The organism is Delftia sp. JD2 (assembly GCF_001682645.1).
Classification (GTDB): domain Bacteria; phylum Pseudomonadota; class Gammaproteobacteria; order Burkholderiales; family Burkholderiaceae_C; genus Comamonas; species Comamonas acidovorans.
The window spans coordinates 1-16,137 of record NZ_LFJT01000067.1; the positions used below are offsets into that span (position 1 = coordinate 1).

Annotated in this window: 10 protein-coding genes and 1 pseudogene; 5 read left to right on the top strand and 6 right to left on the bottom strand. The window is 68.9% G+C overall.

The annotated features are described in order from the left end of the window. Positions 1 to 1,003: pseudogene (locus tag ACM14_RS25550) on the top strand (DNA mismatch repair endonuclease MutL); the annotation flags it as partial. A 44-nt stretch (positions 1,004 to 1,047) separates the two neighbouring features. On the opposite strand, the gene ACM14_RS25555 reads toward ACM14_RS25550, so the two are convergent. Then, positions 1,048 to 2,052 carry a tripartite tricarboxylate transporter substrate binding protein gene (locus ACM14_RS25555; protein WP_065347713.1) on the bottom strand — a complete coding sequence of 335 codons (1,005 nt, stop codon included), beginning with the start codon at positions 2,050 to 2,052 and terminating at the stop codon, positions 1,048 to 1,050. Positions 2,053 to 2,104: 52 nt separating this feature from the next. Next, positions 2,105 to 3,328, bottom strand: a complete 1,224-nt coding sequence (locus ACM14_RS25560) for a M20 aminoacylase family protein (RefSeq protein ID WP_065347714.1) — start codon at positions 3,326 to 3,328, stop codon at positions 2,105 to 2,107. A 114-nt stretch (positions 3,329 to 3,442) separates the two neighbouring features. On the opposite strand from ACM14_RS25560, the gene ACM14_RS25565 reads away from it, so the two are divergent. Then, positions 3,443 to 4,462 (top strand): LysR family transcriptional regulator, encoded by a 1,020-nt coding sequence (locus ACM14_RS25565; protein ID WP_065347730.1) that lies wholly within the window; start codon positions 3,443 to 3,445, stop codon positions 4,460 to 4,462. 7 nt (positions 4,463 to 4,469) lie between these two features. Here the strand turns inward: ACM14_RS25565 and ACM14_RS25570 are convergent, their stop codons facing one another. The 4 genes from ACM14_RS25570 to ACM14_RS25585 form a co-directional block, all read right to left on the bottom strand. Next, positions 4,470 to 5,927, bottom strand: coding sequence for an efflux transporter outer membrane subunit (locus ACM14_RS25570; protein ID WP_065347715.1), 1,458 nt, complete (start codon positions 5,925 to 5,927; stop codon positions 4,470 to 4,472). A 28-nt stretch (positions 5,928 to 5,955) separates the two neighbouring features. Then, positions 5,956 to 9,207 carry an efflux RND transporter permease subunit gene (locus ACM14_RS25575; RefSeq protein WP_013801083.1) on the bottom strand — a complete coding sequence of 1,084 codons (3,252 nt, stop codon included), beginning with the start codon at positions 9,205 to 9,207 and terminating at the stop codon, positions 5,956 to 5,958. An 86-nt stretch (positions 9,208 to 9,293) separates the two neighbouring features. After that, entirely contained in the window at positions 9,294 to 10,568 is a 1,275-nt protein-coding gene (locus ACM14_RS25580; RefSeq protein ID WP_065347716.1) for an efflux RND transporter periplasmic adaptor subunit, read from the bottom strand. Positions 10,569 to 10,682: 114 nt separating this feature from the next. Beyond that, positions 10,683 to 11,543 (bottom strand): alpha/beta hydrolase, encoded by an 861-nt coding sequence (locus tag ACM14_RS25585; RefSeq protein WP_043819199.1) that lies wholly within the window; start codon positions 11,541 to 11,543, stop codon positions 10,683 to 10,685. Positions 11,544 to 11,718: 175 nt separating this feature from the next. On the opposite strand from ACM14_RS25585, the gene ACM14_RS25590 reads away from it, so the two are divergent. The 3 genes from ACM14_RS25590 to ACM14_RS25600 all read left to right on the top strand — a co-directional run bounded on the left by ACM14_RS25590 (position 11,719) and on the right by ACM14_RS25600 (position 16,049). Then, the gene (locus ACM14_RS25590; RefSeq protein ID WP_065347717.1) at positions 11,719 to 12,633 is read left to right on the top strand and encodes a LysR family transcriptional regulator; all 915 of its coding nucleotides are present in this window, start codon (positions 11,719 to 11,721) and stop codon (positions 12,631 to 12,633) included. 352 nt (positions 12,634 to 12,985) lie between these two features. Beyond that, on the top strand, positions 12,986 to 14,329 hold the full coding sequence (gdhA, locus tag ACM14_RS25595) for an NADP-specific glutamate dehydrogenase (protein WP_013801081.1): 1,344 nt from the start codon (positions 12,986 to 12,988) through the stop codon (positions 14,327 to 14,329). 184 nt (positions 14,330 to 14,513) lie between these two features. Next, positions 14,514 to 16,049: an IPTL-CTERM sorting domain-containing protein gene (locus ACM14_RS25600; RefSeq protein WP_065347718.1), complete on the top strand. Its 1,536-nt coding sequence runs from the start codon at positions 14,514 to 14,516 to the stop codon at positions 16,047 to 16,049. Positions 16,050 to 16,137: the final 88 nt, after the last annotated feature.

The window sequence follows — 16,137 nt, forward strand, 5'->3', positions numbered from 1 at the left end:
GGCCGCCGCCGCCGCCGCTGCCGCCGAGGAAGCCGCCCGCACCCCGGAGCTGGCCCCTGCCGCACCGGCCACCGCGCCCAAGGTGGCGGCTCCCGCCTGGCCCCAGGCGCGCATGAGCTTTGGCGATGAACAGGGCGGCCACAAGGTCAGCAACATGGCGGGCCTGTGGGCACCCATGCGCGAAGCCGCGCCGGCCCCGGTGGCGCTTCCCGCACAGACGGCCATGCAGACTGCCGGTGCTGCCGAAGACCCGGTGGACAGGCCCGGCGTGCAATGGCCTGCCGGCGATGTACCCGCCAGCTATGCACCCGCTGCACAGCCCCAGCCGGTCACCGTCACCGTCACCCTCTCCGAGCCTTCACCTGCGAACTTCACGCCCCCGGCAGCGGACACCCCTGCCGCTGCTGAGGAAACCATCTGGCCCCTGGGCCGCGCCGTCGCCCAGATCCACGGCGTCTACATCCTGGCCGAGAACGCCCAGGGCATGGTCGTGGTGGACATGCATGCGGCGCACGAGCGCATCGTCTACGAGCAGCTCAAGAATGCCGTCAACGCGGCAGAGCAGATCCCCAGCCAGCCGCTGCTGATTCCCGCCACCTTCGCCGCCACGCCCGAGGAAGTGGCCACGGCCGAGGCCCATGGCGACACGCTGCAGGCCCTGGGCATGGAAGTCTCGCCCTTCTCGCCCAAGACGCTGGCCGTGCGTGCCGTGCCCGCCACCCTGGCCCAGGGCGATGCCGTGGAGCTGGCGCGCAGCGTTCTGGCCGAGCTGGCCCAGCACGACGCCAGCACCGTGGTGCAGCGCGCGCGCAATGAAATCCTGGCCACCATGGCCTGCCACGGCGCCGTGCGCGCCAATCGCCGCCTGACGCTGGACGAGATGAACGCCCTGCTGCGCCAGATGGAAGTCACCGAGCGCTCCGACCAATGCAACCACGGCCGCCCCACCTGGCGGCAGATGAGCATGAAGGAACTGGACGCGCTGTTCCTGCGCGGTCGCTGAACCTGCCCTGGCTGCCGTCAGCGCCGTCAGCACCGTCTACACCGTCAGTCGCGCATGTTCGCGAAGGCCGCGAGCTGCTCGTACTTGCGGTCTTCCTCGGCGATCAGGCGAGCCAGGTCCTCGCGGCCCGAGGCGGGCACCATGCCGGCATCTTCCAGGCGCTTGCGCACGGCGGGCTCGGCCAGCGCCTCCTGCAGGGCCGCCGTAATGCGCTGCGCGGTGGCGGCGGGCAGTCCGCGCGGCGCCATCAGCGCAAACCAGCCCACCAATTCATAACCGCGCAGCGGCGCCAGTTCGGCCATGGCTGGAACCTGGGGCAAGGCGGACAGGCGCTGCGCGCTGGTGACCGCCAGCGGCACGATGCGCCCGCTCTGCAAAAACGGTTGCGCCGCCGTGGGCGAGAGCATGGCCAGGTCCAGGCTGCCGCCCGCCAGGTCGCTGGTCAACGGCGCCACGCCGCGGTAGGGCACATGGGTGATGGAAACACCGGCGCGCTGCTTGAACAGCTCTCCCGCGAAATGCAGGGTCGACCCCACGCCCGAGCTGCCGTAGCTGAGCTTGCCGGGCTGGCGCTTCGCCAGCTCCAGCAAGTGGGCCATGCTTTTCACGCCCAGGCCCGGGCGTGCGGCCAGGATCAGCGGGCCGGTGGCCACCAGGCCCAGCGGCGTGAAATCGCGGCGGCCGTCGTAGCGCTGCGCGGGGTTGACGACGCGCGTGGCCACCAGCTCGTTGCTGGCCCCCACCAGCAGCGTGTAGCCATCGGCCGGTGCCGAGGCCACGCGCTGGGCCGCAATGGCACCCGCCGCCCCACCCACGTTGTCCACCACCACCGTGCCGCGCAGCTGCGCGGCCAGCGCATCGCCCACCACGCGGGCGGCCAGGTCCACCGAACCACCGGCCGGGTATCCGACGACCAGCTTCAATGGCTTGGCAGGAAAGCCGACCTGTGCAGCAGCCGGCAGGGCCAGCCCCAGCGCGGCGGCGCCCAGGAGGCTGCGGCGGCTCAGGACCTGGCGGGCCTCGGAGGAGAGAGGAAATGCAGTGCGCATGGTGGCAATCGCAGGTGAAGTCGTGAAAGGAATCCGGTGCGGGCGCGGCGCCTCAGGCGGCGGACAGAAAACGCCGGGCCAGCTTCACCCAGTAGGTGGCTGCCAGCGGCAGGATGCGGTCGTTGAAGTCGTAGCCGGGGTTGTGGACCATGCAGCCGCCCGTGCCATGCGTGTCGCCCACGCCGTTGCCCACGATCAGGTAGCTGCCCGGGCATTGTTCGAGCATGAAGGAGAAGTCCTCGCTGCCCGTCAGTGGCTGCAGGTCAGGGATCAGCGCCTGCTCGCCCAGCCAGTCGCGCGCCACCTCGCGGGCGAAGGCCGTGCTGGCCGCGTCGTTGACCAGGGCCGGATAGCGCCAGCGGTAGTCCACCACGGCCTCGGCCCCCAGCGTGGCAGCCTGGGCATGGGCCAGCGCGGTGATGCGTTCGCGCAGCAGGGCACGCACCTCGGGCCGATAGGCGCGCACGGACAGGCGCAGCTCCACCTCGCCGGGGATGACATTCGGTGCGTCGCCGCCATGGATGGCGCCCACGCTGACCACGGCCATGTCGCGGGGATCGACATTGCGCGAGACCACGGTCTGCAGCGCCAGCACCAGGTGGGCCGCCGCCACCACCGGGTCGGCCGACAGGTGCGGGGCCGAGCCATGGCCGCCCTTGCCGCGCACGGTGATGATCACCGTGTCCGACGAAGCCATGAACGAGCCCTCGCGAAAGCCGAACTGCCCCTCGGCAAAGCCCGGCATGTTGTGCAGCGCAAAGATGGCATCGCAGGGGAACAGATCGAACAGGCCATCCTCCACCATCTTGCGGCCCCCGCCCAGGCCCTCCTCGGCCGGCTGGAAGATCAGGTGCAGCGTGCCGTCGAAGCCGTGCGCCTGGGCCAGCTCGCGCGCGGCGGCCAGCAGGATGGCGGTGTGGCCGTCATGCCCGCAGGCATGCATGCGGCCCGCGTGGCGGCTGGCGTAGGGCAGGCCGGTCTGCTCGTGGATGGGCAGCGCGTCCATGTCGGCACGCAGGCCCAGCCGGCGCGTGCCCGTACCGCAGCGCAGCGTGCCGACCACGCCCGTGCCTCCCAGGCCCCGGTGCACTTCATAGCCCCAGGAGGCCAGGCGCTCGGCCACCAAGTCGCTGGTGGCGAACTCCTCGAAGGCCAGCTCGGGATGGGCATGCAGGTGATGGCGCAGGGCCACCATCTCGGCCTGCGTGGCGCGTATGCCGGCAAGCACCGGATCGGCGGCTTCGGCCGTGGTGGAAACGGGCGGGTCAATGTTCATGCCCGCAGTCTAGGAAGCGTGGGCAGCGGGTGGAAGACCACCAGCGCCTGCCCTGCCAGGCATTGCCTGTCATCCCCTGAACACCTGCACGCGCCAATCACGGGCATGGCACACATGGCACGAAACCTGCAAGATCGGCCCATGAATTCCCAGCCCCACACCGATGCCGGTCCCGCCATGAAGCTGCACCAGATGCGCTACCTCGTCGCCGTGGCCGGCTGCGGCAGCGTGCGCGCCGCGTCACGCGCGCTGGGCATCACGCAGTCGGCCATCACCCAGGCCCTGCGCGAGTTGGAGGAAGGCCACCGCCTTGCGCTGTTCGAGCGCCAGAGCAGCGGCATCGTCCTCACGCCGGCCGGGCGCACGCTGCTGCGCCACGCCCAACTGATCACCGGGCAGATGGCCCAGGCCGAGGATGAAATGGCCCGCCTGCGCGACACCTGCGCCGTGGCGCGCCTGTCCGTGGGCGTGACGCCCTGGGTGGGCCAGAGCCTGCTGCCCCATGTGCTGCGCGCCTTCCGCGCCGAACTGCCCCAGGTGCGGCTGGAGCTGTTCGAGGGCCTGTCGGCCGTGGCCCATCCGCGCCTGCGCGAAGGCACGCTGGATCTGCTGATCGGCCGCGTGCCTTCGGGCCCCTCGGGCGGCGACCTGCACGGCACGCCGCTGTTCCGCTATGACGCCACCGTCGTGGCCCGCACCGGCCACCCGCTGGCAGGCGCCCGTTCGCTGGCCGAGCTGATGGACTGCGACTGGCTGCTCAACTACACGCCGCCTGAAGAAGACGACCTGGTGCGGCGCCTGTTCCTGCGCCATGGCCTGCCCGTGCCCGTGGGCCACATCCACCTGGTGCATTCGGCATCGCTGCTGCTGCACCTGATCGCGCACAGCGACATGCTCTCGTTGTGCCCCTGGCCGCTGATCGAATCGGGCGTGCCCCAGGGCACCCTGGTGCCGCTGTCCCTGCGCGAGCAGTTCGAGCCCCACACGGTGGGCGTGGTCCAGCGCGGCCACGGCCCCCTGCCCTGGGTGGCCGAGCGCTTCGTGCACCACCTCATGGAGCAGGTCCACGCCTGCCGCCACAGCCCGGACCCGGTGCTGCAGCGCGTGTTCCGCTCCATTGACGTGCTGGCCTGAGGGTGCCTCAGCGCAGCGCGGCCTGGGCCACCGGCACGTCAGCCGGCACATCCCAGCCCCCGCCCAGCGCCCGGATCAGGCCCACGGCGGCCTGGTACTGCGCGGACTTCACCTGCAGCGCCTGGCGGCGGTTGCGCAGTTCGCTGCGGCGGGCATCCAGCAGGTCCAGCTGGCTCACGTAGCCATTGCGGTAGCGCGTGTCCGAAAGGCTGGTGGCACGCTTGGCGGCCACCACGGCCTGGCCCTGCACGGTGGACTGCTCCTGCAGGATGCGGATGGACGACAGCTGGTCCTCCACCTCCTGGAAGGCCACCAGCGCCTGCTGGCGGTAGGCGGCCAGCGCGGCATCGAGCTGCGCGCCTGCGGCCTGCACGCCGGCCTCGCGCCGGCCGCCGTCGAACAGCGGCAGCGACAGCAAGGCGCCCACGCCCCAGGAGCGCATGGACCACTTGAACAGGTCACCAACCTCGGGGGAGGCATGGCCAGCCGCGCCGGTCAGCGAGATGCTGGGGAACCAGGCTGTCTTGGCCACGCCCACGCGCGACTGGGCGGCGAACACGGCGCGCTGCGCGGCCGAGATGTCGGGCCGGCGCATCAGCACCGTGGCCGGCACGCCGGCTGGGATGGAGGGCAGCGCCGTGGTCCAGGCGCCTTCGCCCAGGCCGAAGCGCGAGGCCGAGTCGCCCACCAGCACGGCCAGCGCATGCTCGACCTGGGCGCGCTGGCGGTCCAGCGCCAGCGCATCCGATTCGGTAGCCGACAGCTCGGCCTGGATGCGCGCCACGTCCAGCTCGGCAATGTCGCCGGCCTGCAGCCTTCGCTCCGACAGGCGCAGCGTGTCGCGGTAGGCCTCCACGGTCTCGCGCATCAGGGCACGCTCGGCGTCCAGTGCGCGCAGCTGCAGATAGGTCTGCGCGACCTCGGCCTGCACGGCCAGCCGGGTGCTTTGCAGCAGGGCCTCGCGGCCCTCGGCGTCCAGCCTCGATGCGTCGGCCGCCTGGGAAATGCGGCCGAACAGATCGACCTCGTACGACAGGTTCAGCCCCGCATTGACCAGGGTGGCAGGCCGCGTGCCCGAGGCCTTGTCCAGCCCCGCGCCGCGCGTGGCCCCTGCGCCCAGGCCCAGTTGGGGCAGGCGCTCGGCATTGGCGCTGCGCGCCAGGGCACGGGCCTCGGCCAGGCGTGCGGCCGCGGCCTGGATGCTCTGGTTGTCCAGCGTGGCCTTGTCCACCAGCGCGTTCAGCGCCGGGTCGGCAAAGGCCAGCCACCATTGGCCTCGTGCCTGGGCTTCGGCGGGCAGGGCCTGGGTCCAGCCCGCCTGCGGCGCGGCGCCCTGCTCCTTGAAGGCGGGGGCGGCCGGCATCTCGGGCAGGCTCTGGGACACGCTGGCGCAGCCGGCCAGGGCCAGCGCCGCCACCAGGGGCAGCAGACGCCTGGACAGTTTCGAAAGCGATGGGATCTTCATGATCGGTTCCTGTTCTTGTGGTGTGGGCTCATTCATGCTCGCCACGCGCAGCAGAGGGCATGGGCAGCGCGCCGCCACCCGAGGCATGGCCGTGGGCGGGTGCATGTGCAGGGGCCTCTTCCTCCATCTCGGGCCCATGCTGCTTGAGCGGCCGGTTGCCTGCCAGGCGGCGCATCAGCACGTAGAACACAGGCGTCAGGAACAGGCCGAAGGCCGTCACCCCGATCATTCCCGAGAACACGGCCACGCCCATGGCACGGCGCATTTCCGAGCCCGCGCCCGTGGACAGCACCAGGGGCAGCACGCCCATGACGAAGGCCAGCGAGGTCATCAGGATGGGGCGCAGGCGCAGCCGGCTGGCCTCGATGGCGGCCTGTATGGGCGTGCGGCCCTCGAACTCCAGCTCCCGCGCGAACTCCACGATCAGGATGGCGTTCTTCGCACTCAGCCCCACCAGCACGATGAGCCCGATCTGCGTGAAGACATTGCTGTCCCCGCCCGACAGCCAGACGCCGGTCATGGCCGCCAGCAGGCCCATGGGAACGATCAGGATGATGGCAATCGGCAGGGTCAGGCTCTCGTACTGCGCGGCCAGCACCAGGAAGACCAGCAGCAGGGCCAGCGGGAACACGATCACCGCCGAATTGCCGGCCAGGATCTCCTGGTAGGTCAGGTCGGTCCATTCGAAGTCGATTCCCTTGGGCAGGGTCTCGGCCGCGATGCGCTTGATGGCATCCTGCGCCTGGCCCGAAGAGAAGCCCGGTGCGGCACCGCCGTTGATGTCGGCCGTGAGGTAGCCGTTGTAGCGCATGGCGCGCTCGGGGCCGAAGCTGGAGTCCACCTTCATCAGCGCCGACAGCGGAATCATCTCGCCCGAGCTGGAGCGCACTTTGAGCATGCCCACGTCCTCGGCACGCGCGCGGTAGGGCGCATCGGCCTGCACGCGGACGCTGTAGGTGCGGCCGAACTTGTTGAAGTCGTTCGCATACAGGCTGCCCAGGTAGATCTGCATGGTGTCGAAGATGTCCGTCACCGGCACGCCGAGCTGGCGCGCCTTGGTGCGGTCGATGTCGGCATACAGCTGGGGCACGTTGACCTGCCAGCTGGTGAACATGCCGGTCAGCTCGGGCGTCTGGTAGGCCTTGGCCATGAAGGCCTTCACGGCCGCGTCCATCTGGTCATAGCCCAGGGAGGCGCGGTCTTCCAGCTGCAGCTTGAAGCCGCCCGTCGTGCCCAGGCCCGCCACGGGTGGCGGCGGGAACATGACGATGAAGGCGTCCTGGATGCCTGCGAAGGCCTGGTTGAGCTGGCCGGCCACGGCGCCGCCGCTCTGGTCGGCGCGCTTGCGCTCGTCGAAGGGCTTGAGCGTGGCGAAGACGATGCCCGAGTTGGAGCTGTTGGTGAAGCCGTTGATGGACAGGCCCGGGAAGGCGATGGTGTCCTCCACGTTGGGGTTGTCCTTCATGATCTCGCCCATGCGGCGGATCACCTCGTCCGTGCGGTCCAGCGTGGCACCGTCGGGCAGTTGTGCAAAGCCGATCAGGTACTGCTTGTCCTGCGCGGGCACGAAGCCCGAAGGCACGGCCTTGAACAGGCCGAAGGTCACGGCGATCAGCGCCAGGTAGATGGCCAGCATCAGCGCCTTGCGCGAGATCACGCGGCCCACGCCGCCGCTGTAGGCCTCGGAGCCCCGGTGGAACATGCGGTTGAAGCCGCGGAACAGCCAGCCGAAGGCCCGGTCCATGCCGCGCGTCAGCGCGTCCTTGGGCGCATCGTGGCCGCGCAGCAGCAGGGCCGCCAGCGCGGGCGACAGCGTCAGCGAGTTGATGGCCGAGATCACCGTGGAGATGGCGATGGTCACCGCGAACTGCTTGTAGAACTGGCCCGTGAGGCCGCTGATGAAGGCCAGCGGCACGAACACCGCCACCAGCACCAGGGCGATGGCGATGATGGGGCCCGAGACCTCGCGCATGGCGCGATAGGTGGCGTTGCGCGGCGTGAGACCGGCCTCGATGTTGCGCTCCACGTTCTCGACCACGACGATGGCGTCATCCACCACGATGCCGATGGCCAGCACCAGGCCGAACAGGCTCAGCGCGTTGATGGAAAAGCCCAGCAGATGCAGCACGGCGAAGGTGCCGATCACCGACACCGGCACGGCCAGCAGCGGGATGATGGAGGCACGCCAGGTCTGCAGGAACAGGATCACCACCAGCACCACGAGCACGATGGCCTCCAGCAGCGTGTGCACCACCGATTCGATGGAGGCGCGCACGAACTGCGTGGGGTCGTAGGCGATGCGGTACTCCAGGCCCTCGGGCATGTTCTTGTTCAGGGCCTCCATGGTCTTGCGCACGTTGGCCGAGATCTCCAGCGCATTGGAGCCCGGCGCCTGGAACACGCCCATGCCCACGGCCGGGTCGTTGTTCAGCAGCGAGCGCAGCGAATAGTCGGCCGCGCCCATCTCCAGGCGGCCGATGTCGCGCAGGCGGGTCACGGCGCCGTCGGAGCCGCTCTTGACGATGATGTCGCCGAAGTCCTCCTCGCTTTGCAGGCGGCCCTGGGCGTTGATGGACAGTTGCATGTCCACGCCCGGCAGCCCCGGCGAGGCGCCGACCACGCCGGCCGCAGCCTGCACGTTCTGGCCGCGGATGGCAGCCACCACATCGCTGGCCGACAGGCCGCGCTGCGCCACCTTCTGCGGGTCCAGCCACACGCGCATGGCGTAGTCGCCGCCGCCGAAGATCTGGATCTGGCCCACGCCCTCGATGCGCGCCAGCGGGTCCTTCACGTTCAGCACCGCGTAGTTGCGCAGGTAGTTGATGTCATAGCGCTGGTTGGGCGAGACCAGGTGCACCACCATGGTCAGGTCGGGTGCGCTCTTGACCGTGGTGATGCCCAGGCGGCGCACCTCTTCCGGCAGGCGCGGCTCGGCCTGCGAGACGCGGTTTTGCACCATCTGCTGCGCCTTGTCGGGGTCGGTGCCCAGGCGGAAGGTGACGGTCAGCGTCATCACGCCGTCGCTGGTGGCCTGGCTGCCCATGTAGAGCATGCCTTCGACGCCGTTGATCTGCTCTTCCAGCGGCGTGGCCACGGTCTCGGCGATCACCTTGGGATTGGCGCCCGGGTACTGGGCGCGCACCACCACGGACGGCGGCGCGACCTCGGGGTATTCCGAGATCGGCAGCCCGCCCATGGCGATCAGGCCGGCGATCAGCATCAGCAGCGAAAGCACGCCTGCGAAAATCGGCCGGTCAATGAAGAATTTGGATAGGTTCATGGTGTTTGGCTCCGCCACGGCAAAGCGCGGCCCATGCCGCCTGCGGTCAGGCGGCATTTCAGAGGCAGGAAAGGTGTGCGGCTAGATCAGGACTTGGTTGCGTCAGCCACTTGTTCGGCTGCCTGCCGGGTGCCCGGCTGGCGGGCATCGGCCCGCGCATCCATGGACACCTCCTTGGGCGCGACCAAGGCGCCGGGGCGGATGTGCTGCAGGCCGTTGACGACCACGCGCTCGCCGGGCTGCAGGCCCTGGGTCACGTTGCGCAGGCCGTTGACCGAGGCGCCCAGGGCCACCTCGCGGTACACGGCCTTGTTGTCGCCGCCCACCACCATCACGTACTTCTTGCTCTGGTCCGTGCCGATGGCGCGCTCGCTGACCAGCAGCATGCTGCTGTCGCGCGCCTGGCCCATGCGGATGCGGGCGAACTGGCCGGGCATGAGGGCGCCATCCTTGTTGTCGAAGGCGGCGCGCACGCGCACCGTGCCGCTTCGGGCATCGACCTGGTTGTCGATCAGCTGCAGCCGGCCCTCGAAGGGCGTGCTGCCGGCCGTGGCCGTGCCCATCTGCACGGGAATGCTGTCGATCTTGGCGCGGTTGCCCGCGCCGCCGCCGAGCTCCTTGAGCGCGCGCGTGATGACCTGCTCATCGGCATCGAAGCTTGCATAGATGGGGCTGACCGAGACCAGCGTGGTCAGCACCGGCGCGCCCGGGCCTGCGGCCACCAGGTTGCCCACGGTGATCTCGCGCTTGCCGATGCGGCCCGACACGGGGGCGCGCACCTGGGTGTAGCCCAGGTTCAGCCGCGCCGATTGCAGGGACGCCTGGGCCGCGCGCAGATTGGCCTCGGCCTCGCTGCCCGCGTTGATGCGCTCGTCCAGCTCGCGCTGGGCAATCGCCCGCTCGTCCCACAGGCGGCGTGCGCGCTCCTGCTCGCTGCGCGCATAGGACTGGCGCGCCTGGGCCGAGGCCACCTGGGCTTCGGCACGCTCGACCTCGGCCGCATACGGTGCGGGATCGATGGTGATCAGCAGATCGCCCTGCTTGACCAGCGCGCCCTCGCGAAAGTGCACGGCCTGCACGGCGCCAGCCACGCGCGAGCGGATGTCCACGCGCTCCACGGCTTCAAGGCGGCCCGAGAACTCGTCCCAGGCGGTGACCTCGCTTTCGGCGACCGTGGCCACCGACACGGGCGTGGCGGCGGGCTGGGCGCTGGCGGGCGCGTCATCGGCCTTGGCCTCGATGCCGTGCAGGCCGAACAGGCCGGCGCTGACGGCGAGGATGGCCGCAGCGGCGGCAGGCAATCTCCAGCCCTTGCGCTGGACGGAGACGGAGGAAGAGGATGAGGTGGATTCGGTGGACATGGTGTTTTTTTGCGAAATTCAGGGAACACGATGCCCGCCCGGCGCCTGAACGCGCCGGGAAGGCGGAAGGGGAAAACGGGGCAGCAGGTGTCGCCGGCTGCGGCGGCGCGGGGCCTAGCCCGGTGCTGCGGGCTTGTTCATGGTGGCCTCGAAGAAGTCATGCACATGCTGGGACACGGCGGCGCTGCAGGCCGTACAGGCCTCGGCCTCGGACAGGGCCTGCGGCCAGTTCGACGCGCTGGGCAGCACATGGCTGCTGGCTGTCACCCCGGCCGCGCGCAGGCGGGCCGCATAGGCCTGGGCCTCGTCGCGCAGCGGGTCGTCACCACCCACCAGCACCAGGGCCGGCGGCAGCTGGGCCAGGCGCAGCGAGCTGCCGGGCACGGCATAGGGATGCATGGCGTCCTTGGGGCAGCTCAGGTACTCGCGCCACCCCGTGGCCCAGCGGCATTCGCCGGCCTCGGGCGTGGCCTCGCGCTGCGAGGCGGTGCCGGTGCAGGGATCGAGCATGGGCGACACCAGGATCTGGCCCGCCAGCGGCGGATGGCCCCGGTCGCGCGAGATCACGGCCACGGCGGCGGCCAGGTTGCCGCCGGCTTCTTCACCCGCGAGGAACAGCGGCGCGCCCTTGCCCGCCATCTTCACGCGGTGCTTGTACAGCCACTGCAGCACGGCGTAGCCCACCTCGATGGGCTGGGGAAACGGATGCTCGGGCGCCAGCGGGTAGGCCAGCGACACCACGACGGCGCCCGCCTCGGCCAGCAGCCGGCCGATGTAGCGCCCGTTGTCCAGCGTGCCGCAGACAAAGGTGCCGCCATGGAAATGCAGCACCAGCGGCGAGACCGTGCCGGGCCTGCGCTGGCCATAGGCGCGCGCAGCCACGGTGCCGTGCTCGGGCAGCTCGATGGAGAATTCTGTTTCGGCAATCTGCGCCCCGGCGGCGGGGCCGTTCGGAAGCGACGGGGAAGTGGACATGGCGCGAACCTGCGGCAATGGTCGATGGTTGGAATATAGGCGGCGCCGGCCATGTCTGAAATAGCAACGCAGCCATCGCTCTGTTTCCGTTTCACGAACAATCGCCCGATACCGCGCATGTGAGAATTCCGCCGAGCCGGCATTCCCTTGCCGGGCGCTGCAGGAGCAACTTTCCATGGACCAGATCCAGGCCATGCGTGTCTTCGTTCGCGTGGTGGAAGCCGGCAACTTCACCCGCGCCGCCGATTCGCTCGACCTGCCCAAGGGCACGGTCACCAAACAGATACAGGCGCTGGAGGCGCGCGTGCGCGTCAAGCTGCTCAACCGCACGACGCGGCGCGTCACCGTCACGCCCGATGGCGCGGCCTACTACGAACGCGCGGCACGCCTGCTCAATGACTTCGACGATCTCGAAGCCAGCATGGTCAACACCCAGACCGCGCCCAGCGGGCGACTGCGGCTGGACGTGGGCAGCTCCATGGCCCGGCTGATCATCATTCCGGCGCTGACCGAATTCTGCGAACGCTACCCCGACATACAGATCGACCTGGGCGTGGGCGACCGCCTGGTGGACCTGATCAGCGACAACGTGGACTGCGTGATCCGCGGGGGCGAGCTCAGCGACCAATCTCTGGTGGCGCGGCGCATCGGCTCCATGAACTGGATCACCGTGGCCTCGCCCGCCTACCTGGCACGCCACGGCGTGCCCCAGCACCCTTCCGAGCTGGATACGAAGCACCAGATCGTCGCCTTCTTCTCGGGCCATACGCGGCGCATGTACCCGCTGGAATTCCAGCGGGGCGATGAATCCATCGAGGTGGCGGGCAACTACCGCATCGCGGCCAACGACAGCAATGCCTACACGGCCGCCGTGCTGGCGGGCTTTGGCATCGCGCAGCTGGTCACGGCCTTTGCCCAGCCGCTGATCGACAGCGGTGAACTGGTCGAGGTCCTGCCCGAGTGGACCCAGCCGCCGCTGCCCATTCACGTGGTCTATCCGCCCAACCGCCACCTCAGCGCCAAGGTGCGGGCCTTCGTGGACTGGGCCGCCGACCTGTTCGCGCGCCATCCCCAGCTGCAGCGCAGCTGAAAGGCCGTCGATGGGATGGCCGGGCGGGCCCAAGCCCCGTCCGGCTGCAAGGCCTTCCTAGCCACTCTTCATGTCAGCTGGCATGGCGCCAGCCATTCCCATTCGCCATGACCATGCACGCCACCGGATACGGCTGATCCAGGCCGCGGCCTGCCCGCTCACTGCGGCACGCAGGCCCTGCCCATGCACCAAATACCGTCGGCACCTCTCTGGAAATGCACCGAAAAACGGCATTCAAGCACCAAGCACGGGCACCGTTCACCAAAACGATGCATGACGGCATAACTTTTTGGCATAATTTTGGTTTGCACTCACCCCTTCCCGCAGCCGTTTTTTAGTCAGAGGTTTTTCCATGAAGTACGAGTCCGTCGGCCAATTCCTTGAAGAAGTGGCGCAACGCAACCCCGGCCAGCCCGAATTCCTGCAAGCCGTCACCGAAGTGATGGAAAGCCTCTGGCCCTTCATCGAGAAGAACCCCAAGTACGCCGAACTCGGCCTGCTGGAGCGTCTGGTCGAGCCCGAGCGCGTGGTCATGTTCCGCGTGAGCTGGACCGACGACAAGGGCCATGTGCAGGTCAACCGCGGCTTCCGCATCCAGCACAGCATGGCCATCGGCCCCTACAAGGGCGGCCTGCGTTTCCACCCCTCGGTCACGCTGTCCGTGCTCAAGTTCCTGGCCTTCGAGCAGACCTTCAAGAACGCGCTGACCACGCTGCCCATGGGCGGCGGCAAGGGCGGCTCGGACTTCGATCCCAAGGGCAAGAGCCCCGCTGAAGTCATGCGCTTTTGCCAGGCCTTCGTCACCGAGCTGTTCCGCCACGTGGGTCCGGACACCGACGTGCCAGCAGGCGACATCGGCGTGGGCGGCCGCGAAGTGGGCTTCATGGCCGGCATGTACAAGAAGCTGTCCAACAGCGCCGCCAGCGTGTTCACGGGCAAGGGCCTGTCCTTCGGCGGCTCGCTGATCCGCCCCGAAGCCACCGGCTACGGCACCGTCTACTTCGCCCAGGAAATGCTGGCCACGCGCGGCCAGTCCTTCGCAGGCAAGACCGTCTCCGTCTCGGGTTCGGGCAACGTGGCCCAGTACGCCGTGGAGAAGGCCCTGCAACTGGGCGCCAAGGTGGTGTCGGTCTCCGACTCCTCGGGCACCGTGTATGACCAGGACGGCTTCACCACCGAGAAGCTGGCCATCCTCATGGACGTGAAGAACCACCGCTACGGCCGCGTGGACGAGTACGCCAAGCTGGTGGGCGCAGAGTTCCTGCGCGGCAAGACGCCGTGGCACCTGAAGGTGGACGTGGCCCTGCCCTGCGCCACGCAGAACGAACTGACCGAGGAAGACGCCAAGGTGCTGATCGCCAACGGCGTGGTCTGCGTGGCCGAAGGCGCCAACATGCCCTCGACCATCGAAGCCGCCAAGGCCTTCGAGAAGGCCGGCGTGCTGTACGCACCGGGCAAGGCCAGCAACGCCGGTGGCGTGGCCACCTCGGGCCTGGAGATGAGCCAGAACGCGGCCCGCCTGTCCTGGCCCGCCGAGGAAGTCGATGCCCGCCTGCTGCAGATCATGCAAGGCATCCACGCCGCCTGCCTGAAGTACGGCAAGCGCGAGGACGGCACGGTCAGCTACATCGACGGCGCCAACATCGCCGGCTTCGTCAAGGTGGCCGACGCCATGCTGGCCCAGGGCGTGATCTGAGCATCAACGCTCCCCATCCCTGACGAAAGCCCATGCAGCCTGCTGCATGGGCTTTTTTCATGGCTGGCCCGCACACAGAAAACGCGACGGCCTTCGCTATTGAAAGCCAATTCTCAGAATTGCTCAGATTCGCCGGCCAACGGGAGAGGACACTCAGCGCGCCCTGTCTCCACCCCCGTTCCCCATGCTCCCTGGACCCATCACCAAAGCGCTGCTCGTCGGCGCCGCAGCCCTGTCGCTGGGCAATGCCTTCGCCTACGAATCCCTCGGCTTCAAACCCGATCTGGATGTCAACGGCAACTGCAGATCCACGACTGACACGACGCCTTCATCGCCCTACTATTTTTTCTCCGCACAGATGGTCGGCGGCACCACCCGCTGCGGCACCGACAGCAACGGCTGGATGAGCTTTCGAATCAGCGGCTCGGCCTATCCCTTTGCATCCTGGTCGGTGTCGGCTCTCACCGGAAAGATCAATTTCCAATCATTCGTGATGCGCAACAGCACGGCCAATCCGTTGCAACTGACCATCACATCGGGCGCCGTGACGTACACCAAGACGGCACCGGTGGGCATCTCCACCATTGCGCTGGACGAGCCCATCACCAACAGCAGCACCGTGAAAATCACTTTCTCGGCCGCCGACATTGTGGGTGCGGCTCTGCAGTCCGTTTCCGTCGAGCCCTTCATTCCCCTGAGCATCAGCCCCTCGACCTTGCCCAGCCCCCAGGTCGGCAGCCTGTACTCCCGGACGCTGACGGCAACCGGCGGCCTGGGCGCACCCTACACGTTTGCACTGCAAAGCGGAGCGCTGCCTGCAGGCCTTGAACTGGACCCCGCCACAGGCACGATCAGCGGCACGCCCACGGCCGCAGGCAGCACCTCGTTCACGATCCGGGTCACCGACAGCAAAGCCAATACGCTGGACCGCAGCTACACGCTCAATCCCATCAAGATCCCCGAGCCCCAGGCAGCCACCGTGACCGCGACGCCGACAGCCGTCGCCGTGGGCGAAACCACCACCCTGGCCCTGAGCGGCGGCATAGGCAACGCCACCCCCGCCTTCCAGCTCCTGAGCGGGCCATGTACGGTCAGCGGCAACCAGCTGACCGGCACGGCCACCGGCACCTGCGTCGTGCGGGGGACCAAGGCCAGCAGCGATCCCTTGAACTACGCAGCCGCAACCGGCACCGTCTCCGTGACTGTTCTCGGCCTCACACAGCACGCCGATGGAACGAGCAGGACACAGTTCACGCAAGGCCAGCCCAATGGCACCTGCACCTTCCGCCATGTCGCATTCACCAGCGCCCTGCCCGGCCCCTTGCCCGCCGGCTTCACGGCCGTGCCCGACATGCCCAGGCCCGTGCTGGAGTTTGAGACCCGGGACTGCACCGTCGGCGACACGCTGACCATGCAGGTGACGCATGCAGACGTGCCCGCAGGTGCCGTTCTGCTGAAATGGAAGCCGCTGGCAACGCCTGCCCAGTGGGTGAAGATTTCCAGCTTCAATGGTGGCACTGCCAGCTACACCGTCACGGACGGCGGCGATGGCGACGATGACGGAGCCCAGGACGGCGCCATCCTCGACCCCGTGGTCGTGGCCATGCCCGCGGCAGCCACCACCACCGCGGTGCCCACCCTGTCGCAGTGGTGCCTGATTGCCATGTCGGCCCTGCTGGCCCTGTTCGGCATGACCCGGATGCGGCGTCGCCAGGTCTGACGCGTGCGCTCCATTGCGGGCCGTGCCAGGCGATCAGAAGCCGGCCCGGCCTGCCCACGGGGCCGAAGGCAACGTGTTTGCGCACGCT